The 19,297-nt window shown below is 40.6% G+C and carries 15 protein-coding genes; 3 read left to right on the forward strand and 12 right to left on the reverse strand.

The window, feature by feature from the left end; translation table 11 throughout:
* Positions 1-48: 48 nt before the first annotated feature.
* Both ptsP and rppH read right to left on the reverse strand, forming a co-directional pair.
* Positions 49-2,313, reverse strand: coding sequence for a phosphoenolpyruvate--protein phosphotransferase (gene ptsP / locus AAEY55_RS05000; RefSeq protein ID WP_089367852.1), 2,265 nt, complete (start codon positions 2,311-2,313; stop codon positions 49-51).
* A gap of 28 nt (positions 2,314-2,341) precedes the next feature.
* On the reverse strand, positions 2,342-2,860 hold the full coding sequence (rppH, locus tag AAEY55_RS05005) for an RNA pyrophosphohydrolase (protein WP_008111786.1): 519 nt from the start codon (positions 2,858-2,860) through the stop codon (positions 2,342-2,344).
* 426 nt (positions 2,861-3,286) lie between these two features.
* Here rppH and mutH point away from each other — a divergent pair, with 426 nt between their 5' ends.
* Positions 3,287-3,958 carry a DNA mismatch repair endonuclease MutH gene (gene mutH, locus AAEY55_RS05010; RefSeq protein WP_089367851.1) on the forward strand — a complete coding sequence of 224 codons (672 nt, stop codon included), beginning with the start codon at positions 3,287-3,289 and terminating at the stop codon, positions 3,956-3,958.
* A 411-nt stretch (positions 3,959-4,369) separates the two neighbouring features.
* Here the strand turns inward: mutH and eno are convergent, their stop codons facing one another.
* The 5 genes from eno to rlmD form a co-directional block, all read right to left on the reverse strand.
* Positions 4,370-5,668 carry a phosphopyruvate hydratase gene (eno, locus tag AAEY55_RS05015; RefSeq protein WP_058372749.1) on the reverse strand — a complete coding sequence of 433 codons (1,299 nt, stop codon included), beginning with the start codon at positions 5,666-5,668 and terminating at the stop codon, positions 4,370-4,372.
* A 109-nt stretch (positions 5,669-5,777) separates the two neighbouring features.
* Entirely contained in the window at positions 5,778-7,412 is a 1,635-nt protein-coding gene (locus AAEY55_RS05020) for a CTP synthase (RefSeq protein ID WP_011327437.1), read from the reverse strand.
* Positions 7,413-7,572: 160 nt separating this feature from the next.
* On the reverse strand, positions 7,573-8,370 hold the full coding sequence (mazG, locus tag AAEY55_RS05025) for a nucleoside triphosphate pyrophosphohydrolase (RefSeq protein WP_350550337.1): 798 nt from the start codon (positions 8,368-8,370) through the stop codon (positions 7,573-7,575).
* Between the two features lie 2 nt (positions 8,371-8,372).
* Entirely contained in the window at positions 8,373-10,529 is a 2,157-nt protein-coding gene (gene relA, locus AAEY55_RS05030) for a GTP diphosphokinase (RefSeq protein WP_350550340.1), read from the reverse strand.
* 8 nt (positions 10,530-10,537) lie between these two features.
* A complete protein-coding gene (gene rlmD / locus AAEY55_RS05035) occupies positions 10,538-11,863 on the reverse strand; it encodes a 23S rRNA (uracil(1939)-C(5))-methyltransferase RlmD (RefSeq protein ID WP_350550343.1) in 1,326 nt (441 codons plus the stop codon).
* 102 nt (positions 11,864-11,965) lie between these two features.
* Between rlmD and barA the strand changes: the two genes are divergently transcribed.
* Both barA and AAEY55_RS05045 read left to right on the forward strand, forming a co-directional pair.
* Positions 11,966-14,722 carry a two-component sensor histidine kinase BarA gene (barA, locus tag AAEY55_RS05040; protein ID WP_192531825.1) on the forward strand — a complete coding sequence of 919 codons (2,757 nt, stop codon included), beginning with the start codon at positions 11,966-11,968 and terminating at the stop codon, positions 14,720-14,722.
* A 110-nt stretch (positions 14,723-14,832) separates the two neighbouring features.
* Complete coding sequence (locus AAEY55_RS05045) at positions 14,833-15,153, forward strand: VOC family protein (RefSeq protein WP_350550346.1); 321 nt, start codon at positions 14,833-14,835, stop codon at positions 15,151-15,153.
* 135 nt (positions 15,154-15,288) lie between these two features.
* Here AAEY55_RS05045 and pdxJ read toward each other — a convergent pair whose 3' ends face one another.
* From pdxJ to lepB, 5 genes are read right to left on the reverse strand one after another with little or no spacing between them, the layout of a single operon-like run.
* Positions 15,289-16,020, reverse strand: a complete 732-nt coding sequence (gene pdxJ / locus AAEY55_RS05050; protein ID WP_011327431.1) for a pyridoxine 5'-phosphate synthase — start codon at positions 16,018-16,020, stop codon at positions 15,289-15,291.
* 22 nt (positions 16,021-16,042) lie between these two features.
* The gene (recO, locus tag AAEY55_RS05055) at positions 16,043-16,735 is read right to left on the reverse strand and encodes a DNA repair protein RecO (RefSeq protein ID WP_011327430.1); all 693 of its coding nucleotides are present in this window, start codon (positions 16,733-16,735) and stop codon (positions 16,043-16,045) included.
* 22 nt (positions 16,736-16,757) lie between these two features.
* Entirely contained in the window at positions 16,758-17,690 is a 933-nt protein-coding gene (gene era, locus AAEY55_RS05060; protein WP_011327429.1) for a GTPase Era, read from the reverse strand.
* Positions 17,680-18,357 carry a ribonuclease III gene (gene rnc, locus AAEY55_RS05065; protein ID WP_041454353.1) on the reverse strand — a complete coding sequence of 226 codons (678 nt, stop codon included), beginning with the start codon at positions 18,355-18,357 and terminating at the stop codon, positions 17,680-17,682. Before rnc ends, era begins: the two co-directional genes overlap by 11 nt.
* Before the next feature lie 2 nt (positions 18,358-18,359).
* Complete coding sequence (gene lepB, locus AAEY55_RS05070) at positions 18,360-19,295, reverse strand: signal peptidase I (protein WP_350550349.1); 936 nt, start codon at positions 19,293-19,295, stop codon at positions 18,360-18,362.
* Between the last annotated feature and the right edge of the window lie 2 nt (positions 19,296-19,297).

Consider the following 19,297-nt stretch of genomic DNA (forward strand, 5'->3'; position numbering starts at 1 on the left):
TATTATGCGCGTATCTTAATGGATTCTGATTACAGTTAACACGAGAATTTATTTTGGGGTGTAAAATAAGTTGCCTAATTCATGCTCTATCATAAAGCTGCGAGTTAAACGTAATACTTGCTTAGCCGACGATTGCGCTAAGCACTCTTTAAGTAATGCTTCCATTTCGCTGACATGTAAGCGCCTAAGCACCCATTTAACTTTATTTAATGATGATAAGTTCATACTTAAACGACGATACCCCATGGCAATAAGTAATATTGCGCCTTCAGGATCGCCGCCAAGCTCGCCGCATAAACTAAACGGTAGCTCGTATTGCTGGCACTCACGAGCCACATTATTTAACACTCTGAGCACTGCAGGGTGATACGGGTTAAACAGTTCTGCAACCCGCGCGTTTGATCTGTCTACAGCGAGCAGGTATTGCGTTAAATCGTTACTGCCCACTGAGCAAAAATCGACTTTTTTAGACCAGTCTGCCAGCATAAATACACTCGACGGTACTTCAAGCATAATACCTATATCGGGTCGTTCAATTGTTTGCTCTGGGTATTGCTCGTTAAGCTCAAAATACGCTTGCTCAAAAAGAGCTAATGATTCGTCTACTTCTTCTGTACCACTTATCATCGGCAGCATTATTTTTAAATTACCTAAGCCTATATTTGCTTTAAGCATGGCTTTGAGCTGATCTAAAAATAGCTCAGGGTGATCTAAACTAATGCGAATACCGCGCCAACCTAAAAAGGGATTTTCTTCGGTAATATTAAAATAATCGAGAACTTTATCGCCACCAATATCCAACGTTCGCATTACTACCGGATTAGGGTAATAACTATTAAGCACTTCTCGGTACCAGGTTTCTTGCTCTGATTGCGATGGAAACTGCCCTTTTTGCATAAACCAGGCTTCGGTGCGGTACAAGCCAACGCCGTCACAAATATGGGCACTGTTTTGCTGCGTGTTTAACTCCAGCCCCGCATTGAGTAGTAAACTTATGTGTTCACCATCAAGGGTGACCGCTGTAAAGTTTTGCTCGGCTAAAAAACGATTATTAAGTAAGTTGTCTTGGTGTTGTAATTCTGTGTATTCATCAATTAGCATTTGCGATGGGGAAATATATAACCGCCCCGAAAACGCATCCAAAATCATTGGTTTACTATTTAATTGCAGTAATGGAATATCTTCGATGCCCCAAATAGCAGGCACGCCCATAGCACGGGTTAATATTGACGCATGACTGTTTGCCGAGCCATTTATGCTCACCACCCCCACTAGGCGATCGTTAGGCACCTCAGCCAGCATGGCTGGAGTAAGTGTATGCGCTATAAGTATGGTATTGGGTGGATAATCTTTTATTGCGAATTCGGTATTAACAAGGTGGTGCAACACTCGCAGGCCAATGTCTTTAACATCAACCGCGCGCTCTTTTATGTATGGGTCTTGCATGGCATTAAACTGAGCGATTAAACGCTCAATTACTATTTTTAAGGCGCTTTTTGCACACCAACCTTGTTGCAACTCCATCTCAACGTTATGACCTAAGCTTTTAGCATCGAGTAATTGCTGATAAACATCAAAAACAGCCAAAGCCTCATGCGGAATAGAATCACTTAGTGTCATTGATAGTGTATTAAATTCTTTTCGGGTTGCCGCTACGGCTTGGGTAAATAAGCGTCGTTGCTCATTTACATCGCTTTCTTTTTCAAGCTCAATTGATTTAAAGTTAACTTTAGGAATAACTACAAATGCATGGCCAATACTAATACCCGGAGCACTCGACACCCCTTTTAATACCGAGGTTTGATGAGAAGACTCATCTTGACGCAATACTTCTTTTATTTCAGCATGCGCTAATTGTGAGGCAAGTTGCGCCGACAAAGTAATTAAAAACGATTCTTCATCTTGGCTAAATACACGCGCCATTTTTTGTTGTACTACAATAACGCCCAGTACTTTTTTTTGATGCACCACAGGCACAGACAAAAATGCGTTATAGCCTTCTTCGTTTACTTCTGGGGAGAGCTTAAAGCGGGGATGAGATTTGGCAAAGGCAATATTAATTGCCTCCTCGCGCTGTGCCACCAGCCCTACTAGGCCTTCGGTAAAGCCAATTCTAAACTTACCCACCGCATCGGGGTTTAACCCTTCGGTGGCCATAAGTACAAAGTTATCTTGGCTGTAGTCAGCAAAATAAATAGAGCAGCACTGGGTTTGCATGGCTTCTTTAACCATTGTCACAAAGCACGCTAAAGCACTGTCTAAATTCGCTTGTTGCGAAACCGACTCTGCAATAGACCTAAGTGTTGCCAGCATGTCCTGCTCCTTTAATTTACTAAACTAACTACCTTTTATTTCGCCAATGATCTTTTTGCTGTTCGCGTTTATTAAAAGGCATAGCAAAAGGAGCAAACTCTTTCATTACACGCCGATAAACATCGCGTTTAAACGACACCACCTGCCTTACCGGATACCAATAACTTACCCAGCGCCAATCATCAAATTCAGGATGATGGGTTTTAAGTAAATTTACGTCCTCATCTTTACAGCGTAGTTTTAGTAAAAACCATTTTTGTTTTTGCCCAATACATACCGGACTTGAGTCACGGCGTATTAATCGTTTGGGTAACTTATAGCGTAACCAATGTTTAGAACTTGCGACTATCTCTACATCTTCTGGTCGCAAGCCTACTTCTTCGTGTAATTCGCGGTACATGGTTTGTTCTGGCGTTTCACCATCGTCAACACCGCCTTGGGGAAATTGCCAAGAATGTTGACCATAACGTCTAGCCCAAAACACTTGTCCTTGGTTATTGCAAATTACAATTCCGACATTGGCACGAAAACCTTCGGCATCAATCACCTTAGTGCCTCATTTGTAAGTCGATTTTTAATGATTGTTCCACATTACCTGCTTTACGGCAAACAATATTGGAATATTTACTGTGGTTACTCACAGCTTGTGCATAACTTTTGTAAAACACGCTCATTTAGCAAACAAATCCACAATATAAGATCGCAAAACTGGATTTCTCCACAGATTCTGTGGATAAACATGTTTATATATGTGTACTCATTCAAACAACCTTAGTGTCACTTAATGAAAACTGAACAGTTTATTTTTAAATTTCATTATAATTCATGGGCTTATATTTATTTAACTGTTTATTAAAGTGTGTAAAATTGCACCAAACCCAAGGTGCACAAAAAACACTCAAAGGCAAAGATATCCACGGCTGGACTGATTTGCTATCATGGCGATGGTATTTATTCAACTTAAATAAACAGTATGCGACCTATAAAACCACATTCAATTAATGACTTAATGCAGCGTGTTAATAATATTGCTGGGCTTACCCTTGGCCAATTAGCCAATGAGTATAACTTTAAAACGCCTGACGATTTACTCCGTGAAAAAGGCTGGACGGGGCAATTAATTGAATATGTATTAGGCGCAACTGCTGGCTCAAAACCACTGCCCGATTTTGAAGATTTAGGCATAGAGCTAAAAACATTGCCAATTTCTTATAAAGGCAAGCCGCTAGAAACCACCTTTGTGTCGGTAACCCCACTCATTAACGTTACTGGCATGACCTGGCACGTAAGCAGCGTGCGTAAAAAACTAAACCATGTACTTTGGTTGCCTATACTCAGCGAGCGCGACATAGCCCCGTTTGATAGGATCATAGGCAGCGGCTTTTTATGGCAACCCACACCTGAGCAAGACGCTTTACTGCAACGCGATTGGGAAGAACAAATGGAGCTTATTGCGCTAGGGCGTATTGATGAAATATCGGGGCATTTAGGTGACGCAATTCAAATTCGCCCTAAAGCCGCGCACAGTAAAATAGTAACCGATGCTATTGGCCCTAATGGTAAAATTATTAAAACCCTGCCCCGTGGCTTTTATTTAAAAACCAGCTTTACCGGCGAAATTTTAAAACAGCAGTTTCAACTTTAATTTGTACAAATAGAAGTAAATTAGGGCGGCATAAAATTAAACTTGAGGCGACAACTAACTTGAAAAACTCCGTTGTGAGTAAATCATTTAAAATTTTTGCACAAAGAGAAAAAATGAGAGTAAATGAGCAGTGACAAGACACATTATTTAGTCTTTTTAGCTTCTCTAAAGCGTAGCGCCTCATAACCTCTTTGTGCATATATTCACTTAAAGTCTTTTCACACTACTTTTAACATATTTAAACTAAAAAGAGAGATAGAAAACCCCACCTAAAAATCGTATTTAAACTGTTACTGACAGTTATCTCACTTCTGATTTTCTGGTTACTGTTTTACTTTTTTTACCTAGGCAAAAAAAATCCCCACCAAAGTGAGGATTTATAAGCTTAAACATCATATTCTAATTAAAGAATTACTGACCTTTAACTTCTTTTAAACCGTTGTACGGTGCTTTAGCGCCTAATTGCTCTTCAATACGAAGCAATTGGTTGTACTTAGCAACACGATCAGAGCGGCTTAATGAACCAGTTTTAATTTGACCTGCGGCTGTACCTACTGCTAAATCTGCAATGGTTGAATCTTCAGTTTCGCCTGAGCGATGAGAAATAACAACTGTAAAACCAGCATCTTTAGCCATTTTAATTGCAGCTAATGTCTCAGTTAAAGAACCAATTTGGTTAAACTTAATTAAGATTGAGTTAGCAATACCGTTGTCGATACCACGTTTTAAAATCTTAGTATTGGTTACAAATAAATCGTCACCCACTAATTGGATTTTATCACCCATTAGTTTAGTTTGGTGTGCAAAGCCATCCCAGTCAGACTCATCAAGGCCATCTTCGATAGACACGATTGGGTACTGCTGAGTTAAATCTTGTAAGAAGAAGTTAAATTCTTCAGAGGTGAACTTTTTGCCTTCACCTTTAAGATTGTAAATATTTGCTTCTTTGTCGTAAAACTCAGAGGCAGCACAATCAAGCGCTAATGTAATGTCTTTACCTAGCTCGTAGCCTGCATTTGCAACAGCTACTTTAATTGCAGCTAGTGCCGCTTCGTTAGATGCAAGGTTTGGTGCAAAACCACCTTCGTCACCTACCGCTGTTGAGTGACCGTCTGCTTTTAGTACTTTAGCTAGGCTGTGAAATATTTCTGCGCCCATGCGTAGAGCTTCACGGAAGTTTTTAGCGCCAATAGGTTGGATCATAAACTCTTGAATATCTACAGAGTTATCTGCATGTTCGCCGCCGTTGATAATGTTCATCATTGGCAATGGCATAGAGTAAACACCCGGAGTACCGTTTAAGTCAGCGATATGTTCATAAAGCTCAACTTTTTTAGATTGTGCAGCAGCTTTAGCCGTTGCTAGCGATACTGCTAAGATTGCGTTAGCACCTAGTTTTTCTTTGTTTTCGGTACCATCTAAATCTAGCATTACTTGATCAACAGTGCTTTGCTCAAGTGCATTTTGGCCTGCTAAAGCGGTTGCGATTTCATTATTAATAAAACCAACGGCTTTTAATACGCCTTTACCTAAATAACGAGATTTATCACCATCGCGTAATTCTAATGCTTCGCGAGTCCCTGTAGATGCGCCAGACGGCGCCGCAGCACGGCCCCATGAACCATCAGCTAAATGTACATCAGCTTCAACAGTTGGGTTACCACGCGAATCCATAATTTCGCGACCAATTACTTTTACGATTACTGACATCTTGATTCCTCTATATTCCCAAAATGGTGAATTACTGCCAACTTAATTTAAACTAATTTGGTTGGCATTTAAAACAAATAAGCCGTGCAATATGCACGGCCTATTAATATTACGAAGACGCTTTTTGGTGGATGTGAGCCGCAGCTACAAACCCTTCAAATAGCGGGTGACCATCGCGTGGTGTTGAAGTGAATTCCGGGTGGAATTGCGCTGCAATAAACCAAGGGTGATCTTTGTTTTCAATAATTTCTACTAGTTTTTTATCTTCTGATAAACCAGTAAAGCTTAAACCTGCTTTTTCTAGCTGCTCTACAAAGTTATTATTAACTTCGTAGCGATGACGATGACGTTCTACTATTTCATCGCTACCGTATACTGCATGCACTTTAGAACCCGGTGTTAAATGACATTTTTGTGCGCCTAAACGCATAGTGCCACCTAAGTCTGATTTTTCATCACGCTGCTCTACTTTACCTTCAGCATCTAGCCATTCGGTAATTAAGCCAACTACAGGGCTTGCAGATTGTGCGTTAAATTCAGTTGAGTTTGCATCAACAAGGCCGGCTACGTTACGAGCGTATTCAATTAACGCCACTTGCATACCTAAACAAATACCTAAGTAAGGCACTTTGTTTTCACGCGCGTATTTAGCCGCTAATATTTTACCTTCAACGCCACGACCACCAAAACCACCAGGCACTAAAATAGCATCTAGATGAGCTAACGAATCAACGCCTTTGGTTTCTAAGTCTTGTGAGTCAATGTATTGAATATTTACCGTTAAACGATTTTTCAGACCGGCATGTTTCAATGCTTCGTTTACAGATTTATACGCATCTGGTAATTCAATGTATTTACCTACCATACCAATAGTTACTTCACCTGTAGGGTTAGACTCTTGATAAAGTACTTGTTCCCATTCAACAAGGTCAGCTTCAGGGACATCTAAATGAAAACGACGACATACAAAGTAATCTAAATCTTGCGACTTTAATAGCGCAGGAATTTTATAAATACTGTCTACATCTGGTAGTGATATAACCGCTTTTTCTTCTACGTTGGTAAACAATGCAATTTTTGCACGTTCGTTACTTGGCAGCTTACGATCTGAGCGACAAATAAGAATATCTGGTTGAATACCAATTGAACGTAGTTCTTTAACCGAGTGCTGCGTTGGCTTAGTTTTCACTTCGCCTGCAGGGCCTAAAAATGGTACTAGCGTTAAGTGAATAAATAACGCACGCTCACGGCCTATTTCTGTACCCATTTGACGAATTGCTTCTAAAAATGGTTGTGACTCTATGTCACCCACTGTACCGCCAATTTCAACAAGTGCTATATCATAACCTTCAGCGCCAGAATAAACACGTTGCTTAATATCGTTGGTAATATGTGGAATTACCTGAATTGTTGCTCCAAGGTACTCGCCACGTCGCTCACGATGTAATACATCTTTGTATACACGACCTTGTGTAAAATTATTGCGACTTGTCATCTTGGTGCGAATAAAGCGCTCATAGTGACCTAAGTCTAGATCGGTCTCTGCGCCGTCTTCTGTAACGTATACTTCACCATGTTGAATTGGGCTCATTGTGCCTGGATCAACGTTGATGTAAGGATCCAGCTTTAAGATAGTAACATTTAAGCCACGGGCCTCTAAAATAGCTGCCAATGATGCTGCTGCAATACCTTTACCCAACGAAGAAACAACCCCGCCGGTAACGAAGATAAATTTTGTACTCATGCGAACCCTAGAATATCAGGAATTAAAAGGAATATAATACCCAAACAAGTGATTTTGGAATATAAACAGGACGGGGAGAAATTGTACCAAAGCATAGCCAATCAATCCAGCTAAAATTAGAAATTGTAAGCACAAAAAACAGCCATAATTTTACTACAAACTATTTGACTTTTTTGATCTCATCCCATGCTGCATCCATCTCATCAAGCGTGGCAGACTCTAAACATTTACCTTGGGCATTTAAATAAGCTTGGACTTTTTCAAAGCGAGTTGAAAACTTGTCGCTGGCGCTGCGCAGTAATTGCTCTGGGTCGCGCTTTATATGGCGCGCAACGTTTACTGTAGCAAACAGTAAATCGCCCAGCTCTTCTGCACTATGATCTGAATACGGATTGTGAGCGAGTGCTTCTTTTACTTCGTCTACTTCTTCGCTCACTTTATCCAATGCACCATGGTAACTTGGCCAATCAAAACCAAGAGCTGCTACCCGCTGCTGAATTTTTTTAGCTTTGCTTAAGCTTGGCATATTAACGGGAATATCTTGCCACAGCGAAGATGTAGCGCTTGCAGTTTTAGCGCTGCGCTCTTGTGCCTTAATTGCTTGCCACTGCGCTGCAAGCTCATCATCGCTTAGCGCTGTTTGCTTGTCGAACACATGAGGATGGCGGCGCGTAAGTTTAGCGTTTAATTGTGTCACTATATCGTTAAAATCAAATAGTTTTTGCTCATTTGCAAGTTGAGCATAAAACACAATTTGAAAGAGTAAATCGCCAAGTTCATTTTTAAGCTCACCTAAATTGCCCGATTCAATGCAATCGGCTACTTCAAACGCTTCCTCAATAGTGTGCGGCACTATTGAGCTAAAAGTTTGCTTACGATCCCAGGGGCAACCAAGCTCAGGATCTCTTAGCGTTTTCATTATATTTAGTAGTTGCGCAAGCGCGGCGTTATCTTCCATATTTATTGCCCTCGCTTTGCACTGTGTACACCTTCAATTTGGTGTAACTTAGAAAGCACTCTATTAGTACCCGACAGATCGTGTACCTCTATTTGCATAGTAAATATAGCAATTTGATTATCATCAACGGTATTTACATTCATATTTAGCACATTCACTTTTTCGTTGGCTAACACTACACTTATGTCGCGAATTAAACCTGAGCGATCGCTGGCTTCTATTCTAATACTTAGCGCATAGGAGTTATGAATATCGTCTGACCAGCTTACTGAAATAACCCGCTCTGGGTGCTGAGTTTTTAAATTATCAAACGAGTCGCAATCATCACGATGTACACCAATACCGCGCCCTTGCGTTATATAGCCAATAATTTCATCCCCCGGAACCGGACGACAACATTTAGCAACATGACTCATTAAACTGCCTACGCCGTCAACCACAATACCGTTATTATCGCCGGTTACTTTTGTTGGGGTTTTAAAGCGTATTACCGGCTCGTCTTCGGCGCGATCGGTAACAAAGTTAAGCATTTGATTAAGGCGAATATCGCCTGCGCCAATGGCGACCATTAAATCGTCGAGCTCTTTAAAGTTAAAACGCTTAATAGCGGGTGCTAAGTCTCTATAATTTAAATCAAGTTTTTGCAGTTCGTTATCGAGTATTTCTTTACCGGCACTAAGATTTTTGTCGCGATCGAGCTGTTTAAACCAATGGTGTATTTTTGCTCTAGCACGCGATGATTTTATATAGCCTAATGACGGATTTAACCAATCGCGGCTGGGGTTTGGCTGTTTTTGGGTAAGAATTTCTACCTGATCGCCGGTGCTTAACTGATGGGTAAATGGCACAATTTTGCCAAATACTTTAGCGCCAATACAACGATGCCCCACATTAGAGTGAATATAATAAGCAAAATCTAATGGTGTTGCTCCCAGTGGTAAATCAAAAATATCGCCGCGGGGGGTAAATACGTATACGCGGTCTTCTACCACTTGGTTTTTAAGCTCTTGTGCTAGGTCGCTGCCATCAACCACTTCTTCTTGCCATTGTAATAATTTACGCAGCCAGCTAATTTTTTGCTCATAACCTGAGCCTCGCCCTGGCAATGCGCCTTCTTTATACATCCAATGCGCAGCAACACCCAGCTCGGCATCTTGGTGCATATCGCTGGTGCGAATTTGAATCTCTACCGTTTTGCCTTCGGGGCCAAATACCACGGTATGAATAGACTGATAGCCATTTTGCTTTGGCGTGGCTACGTAGTCGTCAAACTCTTTATGCAAATGACGCCAGTTAGTGTGCACTATGCCCAGTGCGCCGTAACAATCTTGCAGGCGCTGCACCACAATACGCATTGCACGAATATCAAACAGTTGATCAAACTCGTAGTTTTTTTGCGCCATTTTTTTATAAATGCTGTAAATATGCTTTGGTCGCCCGTAAACCTCAGCTTCTATGCCCGCCTCGCTTAAGCGCCTTTTAACTTGCGCTACCATGTCTTCCATGTAGGCTTCACGCGCTAAGCGTTTGTCATCAAGCTGTTTGGCAATGTTTTTATAAATATTGGGGTGTAAATACCTAAACGATAAGTCTTCAAGCTCCCACTTTAATTGCCCTATACCTAAGCGGTTTGCCAGTGGTGCAAAAATGTCGGCGGTTTCTTTGGCGGCAATAACGCGCTCTTCTTCTGCGGCATTTTTTACATTGCGTAAATGACATACTTGCTCTGCTAACTTAATAACAACCGCGCGCACATCCTCTACCATAGCAAGTAACATACGGCGAATATTATCAACCTGTACCGTGCCTTTTCCTTGATGCGCCAAAGTGCTAATAGTCGCCATTTGTGCGACCCCGTTTAGCAATACCGCAATACTGCTACCTAGCTGCTCTTCAACAGTTTCAAGGGTGACTAAGTTATTTATAAAATACGGCGTTAAATAAGCAGTAGCTAATGAGTCTGCATCAAGATTAAGCTCGGCTAAAATTTCGACCATTTCAATGGCTGTGCTTTGTCGGGTGGTATTGTCGCACGCTAAACAAAGTGCCTGTGCTTTATTAAGCAGCTCTACTTTTTCTGCCGACAGAGCAAGTAACTTTAAGCGACTAGCAAAATCCCCGGTTTCATCCTGTTGATGTGATTGACGTGTAGCTACCATAATGCGCTTTACCTCCGTTGAAATAACGCCATAGTTTCAATATGTCCGGTGTGCGGAAACATATTCATTAGCCCAATTTTATGCAGTTCAAAGCCTGCTTGCGAAATAATAGCGCTGTCACGGGCTAAAGTAACAGGGTCGCATGAGACGTATAAAATAGTTTTAAACTGCTTTAAAGGAAGTTGTTCTAATACCGTTATTGCCCCAGTACGTGAGGGGTCTAATACCAGTACATCTAAATTTTTATTAAACCACGAAGCCGTTTCAATTTTATTTGTTAAATCAAAGCAATTAAATTGAGCATTAGTGATTGAGTTAGTGTGCGCATTTTGCGTTGCCATTGCAACCGCTGAAGCAACCCCTTCTACACCAATTACTGTTTTTGCTTGTTTTGCCAGCACTAGTGAAAAGTTACCAATACCACAAAATAAATCTAATACGTTTTCGTCGCCTTTTAGTGCCAGCCAATTTTGTGCTTGTTTAAGCATTGCTTGATTAACGCTAGCATTAACTTGGATAAAGTTATTTAAGCCAAATTCAAACTTTAACCCTAACTCTTCAAGTGCATAAAATGGCATGGCTAAATGTGAGTGTTCAATCACTTCACTTTCGCTTTGCCACACTAATTGCCATTGTTGCTCAGCGGCACTTTGTGCTACCAATGCTTTTATACTCTCTGAAATAGGTTTTGTGTGGCGAATAATAACAAAGTTTTGCTCATCGCCTTGGCACAATTGCAAGTGAGATACACTGTGCAATGCCTTGTGTTGATTAATTAAGTTATCAAATACAGTAAATACATTTGCAAATACTTCACTTAGTACTGGGCACTCATTAATACTAATAATACTTTTAGAGCCACTTGCTCTATAGCCTACATGCATTTTTTTTGCTTTTTTATCAAACATTACCGCTAAACGAGCACTTCGTCGGTAATGAGTGGCTTTACTTAATAAGGGTGCTTGCCAGTTTAATTCATCAAGCTTGGCAAACTTTTCAAATAATTTGCTCACTGCTATTTGCTTTTCGACTACCTGTTGGCTGCTATCTAAATGCTGTAACTGACAACCACCACATTGATTATAATGCTCACAAAACGGCGCTACGCGATATTCACTCGCCTGTAATACTTTATGCGTTTGCGCTTCGCTATAACGCGCTTTGTCGGCGATAATGGTGGCTTTTACTTGCTCGTTTGGCAAAGCATTACTTACAAAGCACACTTTATTATTATGTTTAGCTATGCCGCGACCATGGTGATCCATGGCGGTGATATCGAGCACTAAAGACTGTTGTTTTAGCGGTTTTTTTGTTGCTTTAAATATTTGCGCCATTAGGCATTACCTTAAACATTTGATGAATCGACTCCAATTGCAGAATACCTCATTATCCGTATATACTCTGAGCATGCTAATAACAATAATAACGCTCCCAATATGACTAAATTAGGCTTACGCGATTCTGTTTTAACACTCACTCTGATCCCCACGGTGATCATTGGATTGTTACTCGGTGGTTATTTTACAATAAATCGTTACATTGAGCTTGATGAAATTTTATATCAACAAGGGACGACTATTTCAGAGCCCCTTGCTATTGCGCTTGAGCAGCCATTACTTGAAAAAAACAAACAACTACTAAATCGTGTCATTAGCTATACCCACAATAAGCACTCCCCGGTAGTAAAGGCGATTGCATTATTTGACGACAATAATAAGCTAATAATAACCAGTAACTATCATCGCTCGTTTGATGACTTGCTCAACAACGAGCAACTAAATAATCTTAATGCCACTCAAGTCCATAAAACAGATGATTTAATTACCTTTTTTACACCCATTATTAATCACACAAGTCCTGATACAAAGTGGGATAAATCGATATTTCAAACCTCACTAGGAACTGTGGTATTACAGTTAAATAGAGATCAAGCGGTTATTGGCCAGCAAAGAGCCTTACTGGTCAGTGGTATTGTTATTATACTAGCCCTAGTACTGGCTGCTATTTTAGCACTTAAACTTAGCCATATGTTTATGACCCCTCTTAATAAATTAGTACTGGCAACCGATAGGCTCGTAGAAGGTAAAAGAGAAACTGGTTTAAACGAGTCCATGATTGGTGAGTTTGAGTTACTCCGCGAAGGGTTAAATACTATTTCTTACTCTATGGTGATGCAAAAAGATGAAATGCAAAAAAACATTGATCAAGCCACCAGTGATTACCGCGAAACATTAGAGCAGTACGAAACGCAAAATATTCAGCTCACTATGGCAAAAAAAGAAGCTCAAGATGCCAACCGAGTTAAATCTGACTTTTTGGCAAAAATGAGTCATGAGCTACGCACCCCTTTAAATGGCGTGATTGGTTTTACGCGTCAGCTGCATAAAACGCCATTAAATAAAAACCAAAAAGATTACTTAGATACCATTGAACTGTCGGCTAATAGTTTAATGACCATTATTAGCGATATATTAGACTTTTCAAAATTAGAAGCGGGCGCTATGGAACTTGAGTCTATTCAGTTTCAGTTGCGCGATACCGTTAACGAAGTAATGACGCTGTTAGCCCCAAGCGCCCATGATAAGCAGCTTGAGCTGTCTATTTATATTAGCCCGCAAGTGCCCGATCACCTAACCGGTGATCCTACGCGATTAAAACAAGTTTTAATTAATTTATTAAGTAACGCAATTAAGTTTACCGAAAAAGGCGCTATAAAAGTCGACATTAGCCATAGACTACTCGATGATGAGCGCACCTCAATTTTAGTTTCAGTGGCCGATACAGGCGTAGGTATTCCTGTTGATAAGCAAGATGCATTATTTACCGCCTTTGGCCAAGCCGATTCAAGTATTACCCGTAAATTTGGTGGCACTGGCTTGGGGCTAATTATCACCAAGCATATTGTAGAGGCCATGAGTGGTAAAATTACACTTAACTCAGCCCCTGGTAATGGCACCTGCTTTACCTTTAATGGCGTATTTAGACTGCCTAATCATGTGTTTGCCAGTGACTTACCAACTAAATCTTTGCTCGGTAAGCATGTTTTATATTTAGAGCCACACGAGCACACCCATCATGCTGTTTTATCTTTGCTTAACGAATGGCAAATAAGTGTGACCGGCTGCTTTAGCGATGCAGAATTTTTAGCTGCAATCGACAATAAAGAGCAGCAATATGATATTTGTATCATTGGTGATATGGCCTCGGTTAACGATATGCAGCGTTTAAAGGCTCATGTAAAAGCGGTGCGTGAATCAACCGACTATTTATATTTAATGCTCAACACGGTATCGCATAGTATGCGTGAAGCCTTTATTGGCAGTGGCGCTGATGCCTGCTTAAGTAAACCACTTAACCATCGTAAATTGTGTGAACTACTTGCCGCGCCGTATCGATTAGATCACCCGGTGCACAACATTGAGCAAAATGAGCAAACACTCTTGCCGTTAAAAGTATTAGTAGTTGACGATAATGACGCTAACTTAAAATTAATTTATACCTTACTTAATGAGCAGGTTGAGCTAATAGACACAGCGCACAATGGCTCGCAAGCTTACAGTTTAAGTAAAAGCCATAAGTACGACGTAATATTTATGGACATACAAATGCCAATTATGGATGGTATTACTGCCTGTAAGTTAATTAAAGAATCATCATTAAACGAAGATACGCCCATCATTGCCGTAACCGCACATGCACTGCATAGCGAAAAAGAGCAGCTATTAAAAGACGGTTTTGAAGGGTATTTAACTAAACCGATTGATGAGGACATGCTCAATCAAATTATTTGCGATCACAGCCCACAACTACCAGTTAGCCGCGATAAACTAAAAAACATGCCACAAAGCCCGCCCCCTTTTAAGAGTGTGCGCCTTGATTGGGGCATAGCACTGCAACATGCTGGCGGTAAAAGTGAGCTGGCATTAGAAATGCTCAATATGTTATTACTCTGCGTGCCCGAAACACTTAGCCTATTAGCACAAGCTATTGCCGATGAAGACTGTAAACAAGTACTGAGCATTATTCATAAGTTACATGGTGCGTGTTGCTACACTGGCGTACCTAAATTAAAGTCGCTGGCCGAAACAATCGAAACCGCGTTAAAAAGTAACTGCGTATTAGCCAGCATTGAACCTGAGTTATTTGAACTACAAGACGAGCTAGAGAACTTACTACTTGATGCTAAAAATTAAAGGCTCGAAACTATAATACGATAGCTATTGCGCCATCAGTACAATAAACAGGAAGAGACTTTATAAGCAATAACAAAGTAATTGGTAGTATTGAATGGCGCGATCTTACTGTGGCTGATGCACAGCAAATCAGCGACTTTTATGCACACGTTGTTGGTTGGCAAAAAGAGCCTGTAGATATGGGCAGTTACAATGATTTTAATATGAATAACGCACAAGGGACAATTGCAGGCATTTGCCATGCTAAGGGCGATAACGCCAATTTACCAGCACAGTGGTTAATGTATGTTCGCGTAGAAAATGCTCAGCTTAGCGCACAAAAAACGCTGGAGTTAGGAGGCGAAATTATTAAAGGGCCGACTGAATATGGTGGCCAAAGCTATTTTATTATTCGCGATCCAAGTGGCGCTATTTTAGCAGTGTATTCTTAACTTTTAGTGGCTTTAATTGTACTCACCCAAGCTAGTTGCTAACTTGCATAACAGCCGGGCTCAAAATTAGAAGCTCCATGCACCTAATATAACTAAGTAGCAAGAAGCTTCAAGTAGCTTATTTAAAGCGAGGCTTTAGGCACGCGCTTCAAGCATTAAGCGTTTCATATCGCGTACGGCTTTATCTAGCCCATCAATGGCGGCACGAGCAATAATGGCGTGACCAATATTAAGCTCATAAATTTCTTCCATTGCGGCAATTGGTTTTACATTATGGTAATGCAAACCATGGCCCGCATTGACAATTAAGCCAATACTGGCTGCGTATTTAACGCCTTGGCGAATATGTTCAAGCTCTTTGCTTATTGCCTCATCGGTTGTAGCATCTGCATAAGCACCGGTATGAATTTCAACATACGGAGCGCCTGTTGCTTTAGCTGCATCTAGCTGCGCTTTATCGGCATCAATAAATAACGAAACTTTAATACCTGCGTCGCTCAAGGTTTTTGTTGCTGCGGTAATTTTTTCAAGATTACCCGCCACATCAAGTCCGCCTTCGGTGGTTAGCTCTTCGCGTTTTTCTGGCACTAGGCATACGTACTCAGGTTTTACCTCAAGTGCAATATTGATCATTTCATCGGTTACGGCTGTTTCAAGGTTCATGCGTGTTTGTATGGTTTTAGCCATTACATACACGTCACGGTCTTGAATATGACGGCGATCTTCACGTAAATGAATAGTGATACCGTCGGCTCCTGCATGCTCAGCTACACTTGCTGCATGTGCTGGATCAGGGTAGCTAGTGCCACGTGCTTGGCGAAGTGTTGCAATATGATCAACGTTTACACCCAAAAGAATATCTTTCATTATTTTACCTGTAAAATTACGTTTATTGAGAGGCCGCAAATAACTCACGACTTTTTAATGGTTTATTACCAAGTAGTGGCTTTAATAAGTAGCGGCTTAATTGCTTTGCCATATATAGCACATCTGCTTGGCTAAAGTCATGATTAGCTATGGCATTAAGTTGCAAACCGCTAAATCCAGAGCGCGGATCGTCTTGTACTAAAAAGCCAACTTCTGCAAAATAGCTATACGTTCGCTTTTCATCTATGGGTTCACCGCTGGCGTCAAAACTAAAATCGACGCCATAACCTAATAGTTCTAATAGTTGAAATTCGTAAGAACGCAGTACTGCTTGTAAATTAGCACCGCTATTAAGGTTTTTTAAGTGCGTATTATAAAGCTGAAAAACCTGATCAATCGGTTCATTAATTGGCACAATTCGATTAGTTAATTCATTTAAATAAAAGCCGCAATAAAGCTCATCACCTTTTAAAAAAAGTGGCGTACCGTGCAGTTCAAATTTGTTGATGTATTTTAAATCGTACTTGCCGTTGTAATGTACCAACAAGGCTTGGAAAGGTTGTAATTGCGCTTTATGTTTAGTGGCCTGGCGGCCACTAATACGGGCTAGCATTCTAAGTTGGCCAACGCCTTCTACTAGCATATCAAGCATTACTTGGGAGTCACTATAAGGACGCCGATGTAATAAATACGCTCTGTAGAAGTCGCTATCCATAATTTAAACTGCTAGCAGATTATTAGTCTTCACCATAACCTAGGCTTCTTAATGCGCGCTCGTCATCAGCCCAACCCGATTTAACTTTAACCCAAAGCTCTAAAAACACTTTATTATCGAGCATTTCTTCAAGATCTTTACGTGCTTCGCGACCAATGGTTTTTAGCTTTTCGCCTTTATTACCAATCACCATACGCTTTTGTGTTTCGCGCTCAACGAGTATTAAACCATTGATATGCCAAATACCGTTTTCTTGCCATTTAAACTGCTCTATTTCAACAGTAACAGAATACGGTAGCTCCTCGCCCATAAAACGCATTAGCTTTTCACGAATGGTTTCTGCTGCCATAAAGCGCATTGAACGGTCGGTTACGTAGTCTTCTGGAAAATAAAATTCACTTGGCTGAAGGCGTTTAGTTACTTCAGCTTTGATCAAGTCGATATTTTTACCTTGCTCAGCCGACACTGGCATAATACCAATAAAGTCAAACTTGTCGCCTAACCACTTCATATGAGGCAGTACTAGGTCGCGATCTTTTACTAAATCTATTTTATTGATCACCAATAATACCGGCTTACCACTTTGCGATACTTTATTAAGTACCATGTCGTCATCGGCATTCCAGTGGGTGCCTTCAACTACAAATATAATAAGCTCTACATCACCAATTGAACTTGATGCTGCGCGGTTCATTAAGCGGTTAATAGCACGTTTTTCTTCAACGTGTAGCCCAGGTGTATCAACGTAAACAGCTTGATGCTTACCTTCGGTATGAATACCCATAATACGGTGGCGTGTGGTTTGTGGCTTACGTGAGGTAATACTAACCTTTTGCTCAATAATTTTATTAAGTAAAGTAGATTTACCTACGTTAGGGCGCCCTACTATTGCGATCATGCCGCAAAACGTATCTATATCGCCATCGTGTGGTTGTATTAAGGTATCAAGGTTCATTTTTGAGTATCTTCAATGCTTTTTCAGCAGCTTTTTGTTCGGCTTTACGACGCGAGCTACCAACAGAAATAATGCTATCCATGCCATCAACAATACATTCAACCGTGAATGTTTGATTGTGTGCCTGGCCTTTTGTATCAACAACTGTATAGCCCGGTAACGATAGTTTACGAGCTTGCAAATGCTCTTGCAGCAGGGTCTTAGGATCTTTTTGATTAAGCCCTGGTGAAATAGCATTTAAACGCTCTTCATACCAAGATAAAATTAATTCGCCACAGCGTTCAATATCCGAATCTAAAAACACAGCGCCAATAATCGCCTCTACGGCATCGGCAAGTGTTGACTCGCGACGAAAGCCGCCACTTTTTAGCTCGCCTGGACCTAAGCGTAAATAATCCCCTAAGCCAAACTCTAAGCCAAATTCAGCCAATGTTTGACCACGCACTAAGGTAGAGCGCATACGGCTTAAATCGCCTTCACGCGCTTTAGGAAACTTAGCATACAGCGCATTTGCAATCACAAAGCTTAAAATTGAATCGCCTAAAAATTCTAGTCGCTCGTTATGCTGACCTTTATGACTACGATGCGTCATTGCTTGCTCAAGCAAGCCTTGATCTGCAAATATGTAGTCTATTGTTTTGTATAGTTCTGTTACATTTTTTTTCATTGCTATTGAATATTACCTAGGCGTTCAAAACGAACACCAGTTGGAACCCATCCTGGTAAAATGTCATCTGGGCCATTATCAAATTCAAAACTCATCCATATAAAGACAGCTTTACCCACCAAGTTTTCTTTTGGCACAAAACCCCAAAAGCGACTATCTTGGCTGTTATCGCGATTATCACCCATCATAAAATAATGATCAGCAGGAACAACCCATTCATCGGTAGGTGTACCTGGTTGCTGATAATAACGCCCTTTACGTTCAGGCGCCTGAGGGTTAATTAAAATATCATGGCTTAACGTAGTTAAGTTTTCATTTAAACGCGCTAATGCCATTGAGCCTTGCTTAAATTCGTCATCATTAATTAATTTAAAATCAATTTTATTAAATTCATTACAAAGCAGCTCACCCTGCTGGGTTTCACCAGCTTTACAATTAGGTTGAATATATAAACGCTTATCACGATAAACAATTATATCGCCAGGCAAGCCTATTGTGCGTTTAATAAAATCGACCTTTTCGTCTAGCGGGTATTTAAAAACAATAATATCACCACGCTCAGGCTCACCTACATCAACTAATTGGCTGCGCCATACTGGGTCTTTAATTCCGTACGAATACTTTTGCACTAAAATAAAATCTCCTACTAATAAAGTAGGCATCATTGAACCTGAAGGTATTTGAAACGGTTCAAACATAAACGATCTAAATATAGTGATAGCAGCAATCATCGGAAAAATCGACTTTGCTGTTTCAGTAAGCATAGGCTCTGGTGCGATTAATGCGGCAGTTTCTTCATCTAATTTACCACCAGCAGAAGCCTCTGCCATAGCCAAATTCGCATTTCGTTTCGGCGCAAACATTAAGTGGTCTATTAACCATATTAGACCTGAGCCTAAGGTTAATAGCACCAATAAAACTGAAAAATAGCCAGCCATTT

Origin of the sequence: Pseudoalteromonas sp. 120-MNA-CIBAN-0494 (genome assembly GCF_040308885.1) — a bacterium.
GTDB lineage: Bacteria > Pseudomonadota > Gammaproteobacteria > Enterobacterales > Alteromonadaceae > Pseudoalteromonas > Pseudoalteromonas nigrifaciens.

Bases quoted from the DNA above. Each gene is read 5' to 3' on its own strand.
- pdxJ (WP_011327431.1), bottom strand. From the start codon at position 16,020: ATGAAAGATATTCTTTTGGGTGTAAACGTTGATCATATTGCAACACTT.
- mutH (WP_089367851.1), top strand. From the start codon at position 3,287: ATGCGACCTATAAAACCACATTCAATTAATGACTTAATGCAGCGTGTT.
- relA (WP_350550340.1), bottom strand. From the start codon at position 10,529: ATGGTAGCTACACGTCAATCACATCAACAGGATGAAACCGGGGATTTT.
- era (WP_011327429.1), bottom strand. From the start codon at position 17,690: ATGAACCTTGATACCTTAATACAACCACACGATGGCGATATAGATACG.
- recO (WP_011327430.1), bottom strand. From the start codon at position 16,735: ATGGATAGCGACTTCTACAGAGCGTATTTATTACATCGGCGTCCTTAT.
- rnc (WP_041454353.1), bottom strand. From the start codon at position 18,357: ATGAAAAAAAATGTAACAGAACTATACAAAACAATAGACTACATATTT.
- AAEY55_RS05020 (WP_011327437.1), bottom strand. From the start codon at position 7,412: ATGAGTACAAAATTTATCTTCGTTACCGGCGGGGTTGTTTCTTCGTTG.
- mazG (WP_350550337.1), bottom strand. From the start codon at position 8,370: ATGGAAGATAACGCCGCGCTTGCGCAACTACTAAATATAATGAAAACG.
- barA (WP_192531825.1), top strand. From the start codon at position 11,966: ATGACTAAATTAGGCTTACGCGATTCTGTTTTAACACTCACTCTGATC.
- rlmD (WP_350550343.1), bottom strand. From the start codon at position 11,863: ATGGCGCAAATATTTAAAGCAACAAAAAAACCGCTAAAACAACAGTCT.
- eno (WP_058372749.1), bottom strand. From the start codon at position 5,668: ATGTCAGTAATCGTAAAAGTAATTGGTCGCGAAATTATGGATTCGCGT.
- lepB (WP_350550349.1), bottom strand. From the start codon at position 19,295: ATGGCTGGCTATTTTTCAGTTTTATTGGTGCTATTAACCTTAGGCTCA.
- ptsP (WP_089367852.1), bottom strand. From the start codon at position 2,313: ATGCTGGCAACACTTAGGTCTATTGCAGAGTCGGTTTCGCAACAAGCG.